This is a genomic window from Streptomyces sp. NPDC020362, assembly GCF_040642095.1.
Lineage (GTDB): Bacteria > Actinomycetota > Actinomycetes > Streptomycetales > Streptomycetaceae > Streptomyces.
The window spans coordinates 1-6,979 of sequence record NZ_JBFAET010000307.1; the positions used below are offsets into that span (position 1 = coordinate 1).

A 6,979-nucleotide genomic window follows, 5' to 3' on the forward strand; every position below is an offset into this window, starting at 1 on the left:
GCGGCGCCGCCCCGGGCCGTCGGGCATCGGGGGCGGCCCCCGGGGGGGGGGCCCGCCGCCTTTGCGTGTGCCTGCCTTTGCGTGTGCCTGCCTTTGCGTGTGCCTGCCTTTGCGTGTGCCTGGGCGGTTGCCCAGTGCGTGTGCCTGCGCGATTACCGAGCCGTCTGGGGCCGCAGCGCTCCCGGCTTCGCCTTCGGGATCTGCTTGCCGTCGACGCCGACCACCGTCCGGCCGTCCAGCGGCGCGTCGAGCCGTACGGTCTTCACGTACTCCTTGGCGATCATGATGCAGATCTTGTCGGGCCAGGGCTTCTCGGTCACGGTGACCGTGACCCGGCCGCCGCTCTCCTTCGCGGACGCCGTGTAGTCCGCGCACACCCCGCCCATGAAGCTCACCGTCAGCTCGCGGCCGTCGGCGGTGTAACCGGCCACCGGTACCTCGCGCGTCTTCGGCGCGGACGGCGAAGAGGACGAGGGGGGCGAGGACGGGGCCGAGGCGGACGGTGCCGTCAGGTACTTGGGATCGACCGCCGGATACGCCACCGTGAAGGCGCCTCCCGCCGCCGACGCGCGCACCTCGAACAGCCACGCCGGCACCAGCAGCTGCCGTCCGCCGGCCGAGCGCGCGGCCAGCCCGAACACCGCCTTGTCGACCGTGACCCTGTCGGCCGCCTGCTTCGGTGTCGACGCCGACCCGCCGCACGGCTGCTCCAGCCGGTCCTTCAGCGGCATCGGACTGGCGCAGCCTCCGATGCCCATGCGGTGGTCGCTCCTGGGTGCCCTGTTCATCAGCTCCAGTGTCTTCTTCGCACCCAGGACGGGGTACGTGTCCCCCTTCACCGGCGCCGCCAGCTGACCGTGTCCGCCGACCAGCTCGCCCTGCTTGTCGACCGTCAGACCGGTCGTGAGGCCGTACGTGGGCAGCCCGCCCACCACCGGGTCCGCGTTGACCACCCGCTGGGAGCCCATGATCTGGCTCGCGTCGATCTTCGCGTCGTCCTGCCCGAGCGCCTTCAGCACGGGCGCCGCCGCCTTCTTCGCGGCCGCCACGCTCACCGGGGCGCCGGCCGGCGCCATCGGGTCGTGCACACAGACGGTGACCTTCTTGCAGTCGTCGGTCCCGGGTGCGTACCGGCTGAACGTCCAGCTGCCCGGCGCGTCCCTGTTCACCTGCAGGGTCGGACCGGAGCCGTCCTTCCCGCCGCCGACCCGCCAGGTCCGGCCCTCGGCCACCGGCGTCCCGTCCACACCGAGCGCCTGGGCCAGCCGGGCCACCCGGTCCTTGCCGACCTCTGCCCCCGGCGCGTACACCGGCGCCGAGCCGGGACCGTCCGGCAGTTCGCCCGCCGCCACATAGGTCGCGCCGTACGGATTCGGCTCCCCGGGCGCGATCCCGCCCGTACCGCCCTGCGCCCACCCGTCCAGGGCGAGCGGCGGCGGGGTCCCGCCACCGCCGGACGCCCCGGCGTTCGTACGGCCGTCCGAGCCATGGTGCGCGGCGAGGTAGGCGCCACCGCCCCCGACCAGCAGGACGGCCGCCGCGACCGAGGCGACGACCGCGGGGGAGCGGTGCCGCGAGGCCCGCTCACCGGCGCTCGCGCTCTCGGCCCCGCCTGCTTCGTCCACGCGGCTCAGCGTCTGCTCACCGGCGCCGGCCTTCTCGGCCTCGCCGGCTTCCTCGACCTGGCTCAGGGTCTGCTCGCCGGCGCTCGCGCCCTCGGCCTCGCCGGCTTCCTCGACCCGGTCCGGGGCCCGCTCACCAGTGCGCCCGCTCGCGGCCTCGCCGACGGCTTTCTCGACCCGGCCGGCTCCGCCTTCGTCCGCCCCTGCGGCCTCGCTCCTACCGGAGGCCTCGGGCTCCTCGGGGTTCTCCGGTCGCTCGGTGTTCACCGCATCGCTCCTCGCTGGATCGTGTCCCGCGTCCCCGGCACGGGGGACGGCGATGGGACGCGCGAGGGGAGCGCACGGTTCCCGGAATGTGCGCCCCTGGTGTCAGTCGCCGTAGTCGGACATCGCGTCCAGCAGCCGGGCGGAGCGCTTCGGCACCTTCACCCCGTGGATCAGGGACGGCGGCACGGGACGGGAGTCGTGCTTCGGAGCCGCCCAGCGCGAGGCCATCCGGGCGCAGTCCCGGCGCAGCGAGGCGAGGTCGCCGTCGAGGTCGGCCGGGGCGGTGGAGTTGACCTTGAGGTTTGTCATGACGGCACCGTAGGCATGCCGGGGCTCACACAGAAAGACCTACTATCGGGTAGTTTTGCCAGCTTCAGTGACCGCGCGTGAGCGGGTAGCGTGAACTGTCAATCCAGCCTCCCGCAGGAGAATGCCTGTCGTGCGCATTGCAGTCACCGGCTCCATCGCCACCGACCACCTCATGACCTTTCCCGGCCGCTTCGCCGACCAGTTCGTCGCGGACCAGCTGCACACGGTCTCGCTCTCCTTCCTGGTCGACAACCTGGACGTGCGCCGCGGCGGCGTCGGCGCGAACATCGCCTTCGGCATGGGTCAGCTCGGGACCAAGCCCATCCTGGTCGGGGCCGCGGGCTTCGACTTCGACGACTACCGCGCCTGGCTCGACCGTCACGGCGTGGACACCGAATCGGTCCGTCTCTCCGAGACCCTGCACACCGCCCGTTTCGTGTGCACCACCGACGCCGACCACAACCAGATCGGCTCCTTCTACACCGGCGCGATGAGCGAGGCCCGGCTCATCGAGCTGAAGACGGTCGCCGACCGCGTCGGCAGTCTCGACCTCGTCCTCATCGGCGCCGATGACCCGGAGGCCATGCTCCGCCACACGGAGGAGTGCCGCTCCCGGTCGATCCCCTTCGCCGCCGACTTCTCCCAGCAGATCGCCCGCATGGAGGGCGAGGAGATCCGGATACTGCTCGACGGGGCGACGTACCTCTTCTCCAACGAGTACGAGAAGGGCCTCATCGAGTCCAAGACCGGCTGGAGCGACCCCCAGATCCTCGCCAAGGTCGGCCACCGCGTCACCACGCTCGGCTCGCGGGGCGTGCGGATCGAGCGGGTCGGCGAGGACCCGATCGAGGTCGGCTGCCCGGCGGAGGACCGCAAGGCCGACCCCACCGGTGTCGGCGACGCCTTCCGGGCCGGTTTCCTCTCCGGCCTCGCCTGGGGTGTCTCCCTGGAGCGTGCGGCCCAGGTCGGCTGCATGCTGGCGACGCTCGTCATCGAGACGGTGGGCACGCAGGAGTACCAGCTGCGCCGGGCGCACTTCATGGACCGGTTCACCAAGGCGTACGGCGCCGAGGCGGCTGAAGAGGTCAAGGCTCACCTGGGCTGACGCGGTACCGGCGCAGCCGGGCGACGGTTCGTCCGCCCCGGTTGCGCCGTTGTCGGGTACGGGTGCGTGGGGGGCTGGTCGCGCAGTTCCCCGTGCCCCTTGTCGGGACCCCCTTCAGCTCACCCGGCGGACCACGTACGCCGTACCTCGCTCGGCCGGCTCCTCGCCCACGTACTCCTGCCCCCGCATCTCGCACCACGCGGGAATGTCCAGCCGGGCCGCCTCGTCGTCCGACAGCACCCGCACCGTGCCCCCCACCGGCACCTCCCCGATCACCTTGGCCAGCTCGATCACCGGGATCGGGCACCGCTTGCCGAGCGAGTCGACGACCAGTTCCTCCGCCCGGACCACGGTCGCGGGAGCCGGCGCCCCCAGCTTCTCCCGCACGCCCGCCACCGCACCCGGCAGCACTCGCAGGAACCGTTCCACGTCCTCCTCGGCCGCCCCGGGCGGCAGCGACACCCGCACGTTGCCCTCGCTCAGCACGCCCATCGCCTTCAGCACATGGCTGGGCGTCAGGGTGCTGCTGGTGCAGGACGAACCGGACGAGACGGAAAAGTCCTCCCGGTCCAACTCGTGCAGCAGAGCCTCTCCGTCGACATAGAGACAGGAGAAGGCGACGATCCCGGGCAGCCGCCGCTCGGCGTCGCCCACCACCTCCACGTCCGGCACCAGCCGGGGCACCCGCATCCGGATCCGCTCCGTCAGCTCCCGCAGCCGCACCGCCTCCTGGGCCGCCTCGGATCGCACCGCCCGCAGCGAGGCCGCGGCCGCGACGATCGCCGGGAGGTTCTCGAAGCCGGGCGCCCGCCCCGACTCCCGCTCGTCCACGGGCCCTTGTGCCGCGAACCGCACGCCCTTGCGCACCACGAGCACCCCCACCCCCGAGGGCCCGCCCCACTTGTGGGCGCTCGCCGTCAGCAGCGACCAGTCGCCCTCGACCGGCCCCCATCCGAGCGACTGCGCGGCGTCCACCAGCAGGGGCACCCCCGCCGCCCGGCACGCCTCGGCCACCTCGCCCACCGGTTGCACCGTCCCGACCTCGTGGTTGGCCGACTGCAGACAGGCCAGCGCGGTGTCCTGCCGCAGTGCGGCCGCGTAGGCGGAGGGGTCCACCGCCCCGGCCCGGTCGACGGCCACCGTGCTCACCGTCCCGCCCCCGGCCTCGAAGGCATCCGCCGAATGGAGTACCGAGGAGTGTTCGACCGCTGACACGATCAGGTGGCGCCCCGCCCGCCGCCGCCCGGCCAACGCCCCCGCGATGCCGGTGTGTACGGCCCGGGTCCCGGAGGAGGTGAACACCACCTCGTCGGCCCGGCACCCCACCGCCTCGGCGACCGCCACCCGAGCGGCGTCGAGCAGCAACCGCGCCTTGCGCCCCTCCCTGTACAGACGAGCAGGATCGGCCCACCCGTCGTCCAGGGCGGCCAACAGCGCCTGACGAGCCACGGGATGGAGGGGAGCCGCGGATGCGGCGTCGAAGTAGGACACATGGCAACGGTAAATCTTCGGCAGGAGGAGGCCTCATGGGGGCGCGGGGCCGTATCGCTGTGCGGCTCCGCCGCGTGGGGCGCGACCAGCCAGAACACCACCCGCAGCCGCGCTCAAACCGCGACAACCCCGAGCTATTAGGCGCCCAATCCCACCCCTTCGGGCTGACCCGCGGCGCGTATGCCCCCCTCCCCGCGAACCCCCAGAGGGCGTCGGCTAGGGTTTGGTCCGCATAAACATCCAAACCCCTGCCCGACGCAGGGCGGCGACCGACCAGCGAGAAGGCCGCAGCCGACCGCGCGGGCGAGACTCTCGGGAAGGCGCTACGTGAGTCCCAACGGCTCCGACCGCTCGCCGCGGCGCCCGATGCGGCGGAAGCTGCTGCAGGCATTGACCGCGGGCCTGGTCCTGGCGACCGCTACCGGTTGCACATACAAGGACTTCCCCCGCCTTGGTATGCCCACCCCGGTCACGGAAGAGGCTCCGCGGATCCTCTCCCTGTGGCAGGGCTCCTGGGCTGCCGCGCTCGCCGTCGGCGTGCTGGTGTGGGGCCTGATCCTCTGGGCGGCCATGTTCCACCGGCGCAGCCGCACCAAGGTCGAGGTACCTCCGCAGACTCGGTACAACATGCCGATCGAGGCCCTGTACACGGTGGTCCCGATCATCATCATCTCGGTGCTCTTCTACTTCACGGCCCGGGACGAGACGAAGCTCCTGGACCTCTCCAAGAAGCCCGACGTCACGGTCAACGTGGTCGGCTTCCAGTGGAGCTGGGGCTTCAACTACATCGCGGACGTGCCCGGTGTCACCGGCAACGCGAAGACCGACAAGAACCTGGACGCCATCCCGGACCGGTTCAAGAAGGACTTCCCGGCGAACGCCGGCGGCGTCTACGACGTCGGTACGCCCGGTACGAAGAACCCGCAGACCGGCAACCCGGGTCCGACGCTCTGGCTCCCCGAGGGCAAGACCGTCCGCTTCGTCCTCACCTCGCGTGACGTCATCCACTCCTTCTGGGTGGTGCCGTTCCTCATGAAGCAGGACGTCATCCCGGGCCACACCAACGCCTTCCAGGTGATCCCGAACCACCAGGGCACCTTCATGGGCAAGTGTGCAGAGCTCTGCGGCGTCGACCACTCCCGGATGCTGTTCAACGTGAAGGTCGTCTCCCCCGAGCGATACGAGCAGCACCTCAAGGACCTCGCCAAGAAGGGGCAGACCGGTTACATTCCCGCCGGCATCGCGCAGACGCCGCACGAGAAGAACCGGGAGACGAACAACCTGTGAGCATCCTCAACGAACCCCAGGGTGCCGCGGCAGCGGAGGACTCGTACGAGAACGAGCTGCCGGTCAGGCGCAAGCAGCCCGGCAATGTCGTGGTGAAGTGGCTGACGACCACCGACCACAAGACGATCGGAACGCTGTACCTCGTCACGTCGTTCGCGTTCTTCCTGATCGGCGGCGTGATGGCGCTGCTGATGCGCGCCGAGCTGGCCCGTCCGGGCCTGCAGATCATGTCGAACGAGCAGTTCAACCAGGCGTTCACGATGCACGGCACGATCATGCTGCTGATGTTCGCGACGCCGCTGTTCGCCGGTTTCACGAACTGGATCATGCCGCTGCAGATCGGCGCGCCCGACGTGGCGTTCCCGCGGCTGAACATGTTCGCCTACTGGCTCTACCTGTTCGGCTCGACCATCGCGGTCGGCGGGTTCCTCACCCCGCAGGGCGCGGCCGACTTCGGCTGGTTCGCCTACTCCCCGCTGTCGGACGCGGTCCGCTCGCCGGGCATCGGCGCCGACATGTGGATCATGGGTCTGGCCTTCTCCGGCTTCGGCACCATCCTCGGCGCGGTCAACTTCATCACCACGATCATCTGCATGCGCGCCCCGGGCATGACCATGTTCCGCATGCCGATCTTCGTGTGGAACGTGCTGCTGACCGCCGTCCTGGTCCTGCTCGCCTTCCCGGTCCTCGCGGCCGCGCTGTTCGCCCTGGAGGCGGACCGTAAATTCGGTGCGCATGTGTTCGATGCCGCCAACGGCGGAGCCTTGCTGTGGCAACACCTCTTCTGGTTCTTCGGCCATCCAGAGGTGTACATCATCGCCCTGCCGTTCTTCGGCATCATCTCCGAGGTCATCCCGGTCTTCTCCCGCAAGCCGATGTTCGGCTACATGGGTCTGAT

6 protein-coding genes are annotated in these 6,979 nt (G+C 70.8%); 3 read left to right on the forward strand and 3 right to left on the reverse strand.

Features of this window, described 5'->3' with window-relative positions:
• Nucleotides 1–152: 152 nt before the first annotated feature.
• Both AB0H32_RS45355 and AB0H32_RS45360 read right to left on the reverse strand, forming a co-directional pair.
• Nucleotides 153–1,889 (reverse strand): hypothetical protein, encoded by a 1,737-nt coding sequence (locus tag AB0H32_RS45355; protein ID WP_361134616.1) that lies wholly within the window; start codon nt 1,887–1,889, stop codon nt 153–155.
• A gap of 102 nt (nt 1,890–1,991) precedes the next feature.
• Complete coding sequence (locus AB0H32_RS45360) at nt 1,992–2,198, reverse strand: hypothetical protein (RefSeq protein WP_361134618.1); 207 nt, start codon at nt 2,196–2,198, stop codon at nt 1,992–1,994.
• 130 nt (nt 2,199–2,328) lie between these two features.
• Here AB0H32_RS45360 and AB0H32_RS45365 point away from each other — a divergent pair, with 130 nt between their 5' ends.
• Nucleotides 2,329–3,303 (forward strand): carbohydrate kinase family protein, encoded by a 975-nt coding sequence (locus tag AB0H32_RS45365; RefSeq protein WP_361134621.1) that lies wholly within the window; start codon nt 2,329–2,331, stop codon nt 3,301–3,303.
• A 114-nt stretch (nt 3,304–3,417) separates the two neighbouring features.
• Here AB0H32_RS45365 and AB0H32_RS45370 read toward each other — a convergent pair whose 3' ends face one another.
• The gene (locus AB0H32_RS45370; RefSeq protein WP_361134624.1) at nt 3,418–4,794 is read right to left on the reverse strand and encodes an aminotransferase class V-fold PLP-dependent enzyme; all 1,377 of its coding nucleotides are present in this window, start codon (nt 4,792–4,794) and stop codon (nt 3,418–3,420) included.
• Nucleotides 4,795–5,121: 327 nt separating this feature from the next.
• Here AB0H32_RS45370 and coxB point away from each other — a divergent pair, with 327 nt between their 5' ends.
• Entirely contained in the window at nt 5,122–6,081 is a 960-nt protein-coding gene (gene coxB / locus AB0H32_RS45375) for a cytochrome c oxidase subunit II (protein WP_361134627.1), read from the forward strand.
• Nucleotides 6,078–6,979 (forward strand): cbb3-type cytochrome c oxidase subunit I (locus tag AB0H32_RS45380; protein WP_361134630.1); only part of this gene is annotated, 902 nt, incomplete at its 3' end. The genes coxB and AB0H32_RS45380, both read left to right, overlap by 4 nt.